The organism is Streptomyces sp. NPDC059452 (genome assembly GCF_042750035.1).
In the GTDB taxonomy this organism is placed as follows: domain Bacteria; phylum Actinomycetota; class Actinomycetes; order Streptomycetales; family Streptomycetaceae; genus Streptomyces.
Window position 1 is genome coordinate 1 of the sequence record NZ_JBHYVE010000067.1, and the last position, 1,132, is coordinate 1,132.

Genomic DNA, 1,132 nt, shown 5'->3' on the forward strand with positions numbered 1-1,132 from the left:
GGAGCTGTCGAAGGTGGGACTGGCGATTGGGACGAAGTCGTAACAAGGTAGCCGTACCGGAAGGTGCGGCTGGATCACCTCCTTTCTAAGGAGCACTTCTCACCAAGCTCGCTTGGTCAGAGGCCAGAACACCGGCGAATGTCCGGTGCTGGTAGCTCATGGGTGGAACGTTGACTATTCGGCACGACAGGTTGGTCACTGCTAGTACTGCTTCGGCGTGGAACGTGGTGATGGATCGGTCGGGTCGGGCACGCTGTTGGGTGTCTGAAGGTACGGGCTCATGCTGAGTCTGTCCTTCGATCCGGCCCCAGTGAACTCGTCCTCAGGACGGGGTGGTGGGTGGCTGGTCGTTGTTTGAGAACTGCACAGTGGACGCGAGCATCTGTGGCCAAGTTTTTAAGGGCGCACGGTGGATGCCTTGGCACCAGGAACCGATGAAGGACGTGGGAGGCCACGATAGTCCCCGGGGAGCTGTCAACCAAGCTTTGATCCGGGGGTTTCCGAATGGGGAAACCCGGCAGTCGTCATGGGCTGTCACCCGCTGCTGAACACATAGGCAGTGTGGAGGGAACGAGGGGAAGTGAAACATCTCAGTACCCTCAGGAAGAGAAAACAACCGTGATTCCGGGAGTAGTGGCGAGCGAAACTGGATGAGGCCAAACCGTATGCGTGTGATACCCGGCAGGGGTTGCGCATGCGGGGTTGTGGGAGTTCTCTTTCATAGTCTGCCGGCTGTGAGACGAGTCAGAAACCGTTGGTGTAGGCGAAGGACATGCGAAAGGTCCGGCGTAGAGGGTAAGACCCCCGTAGCTAAAACATCAACGGCTCGTTTGAGGATCACCCAAGTAGCACGGGGCCCGAGAAATCCCGTGTGAATCTGGCGGGACCACCCGCTAAGCCTAAATATTCCCTGGTGACCGATAGCGGATAGTACCGTGAGGGAATGGTGAAAAGTACCGCGGGAGCGGAGTGAAATAGTACCTGAAACCGTGTGCCTACAAGCCGTGGGAGCGTCGCTGTATGTGCTTGCATATACGGTCGTGACTGCGTGCCTTTTGAAGAATGAGCCTGCGAGTTAGCGGTGTGTAGCGAGGTTAACCCGTGTGGGGAAGCCGTAGCGAAAGCGAGTCCG

2 rRNA genes are annotated in these 1,132 nt (G+C 57.6%); both read left to right on the forward strand.

Going from position 1 to position 1,132, the window contains the following annotated elements:
* Positions 1–85: ribosomal RNA gene (locus ACFW9Z_RS36070) — 16S ribosomal RNA — on the forward strand; the annotation flags it as partial.
* A gap of 301 nt (positions 86–386) precedes the next feature.
* Positions 387–1,132: ribosomal RNA gene (locus ACFW9Z_RS36075) — 23S ribosomal RNA — on the forward strand; the annotation flags it as partial.